Source organism: Actinomadura formosensis NBRC 14204, from assembly GCF_001552155.1.
GTDB classification, from domain to species: Bacteria; Actinomycetota; Actinomycetes; order Streptosporangiales; family Streptosporangiaceae; genus Spirillospora; species Spirillospora formosensis.
The window spans coordinates 1-631 of the sequence record NZ_BCQQ01000322.1 but is presented as its reverse complement, the minus strand read 5'-3'; the positions used below and the strand labels follow the sequence as shown (position 1 = coordinate 631).

The 631-nt window shown below is 69.1% G+C and carries 1 protein-coding gene; it reads left to right on the top strand.

Going from position 1 to position 631, the window contains the following annotated elements:
• A partial coding sequence (locus AF1_RS32755) for a M23 family metallopeptidase (RefSeq protein WP_157419464.1) occupies window positions 1-487 on the top strand: 487 nt, incomplete at its 5' end.
• Window positions 488-631: the final 144 nt, after the last annotated feature.

Here is a 631-nt window from a genome sequence, read left to right as displayed (position 1 = left end):
CCAGTTCGCGCCGTCTTCGCGCACGAACATGTCGTACGGGCTGTACAAGGCGAGCGGCGGCCGGATCACCTGCGGCTTCGACGGCTACACCACCACCCCCGGCCGGCACGAAGGCATCGACATCGCCCGCGGCGTCGGCTCGGACGTTCGCGCCCTGGTGAGCGGAAAGATCATCTACCTCGCCCGCGGGTACACCGGCAGGGCGGGGCTTTCCACGATCTCCATCTACAACGCCTCGCTGAACAAGACGGTGATCTACCTGCACTCCGCTCCGCGGTCCTCGCTGCGGGTGGGCCAGCAGATCAGCCGCGGCCAGATCATCGCCGACGAGTCGTGGCACGGGGTGTCGTCCAGCTCGTCCGCGCACACCCACGTCGAGATGCGCCTCGGACGGCAGACGCACGCGGCCAAGAGCGTCGGCGACCCGCACCTGGACAACCCGAACCCGACCTCGTTCTGGCAGTCCCAGGGCTACAACGTCCGATAGCGCGCCGCGACCCTGAGCAGAAGAGGAAGACAACTGTGTCGACACGAAATGTGCGGCTGATCTCGCGGCTCACCGCGGCGACCGCCGCGATGGCGCTCGGCGGGGCGGTCCTCATCCCGGCGTCGCCCGCCTCGGCGGCGAGCC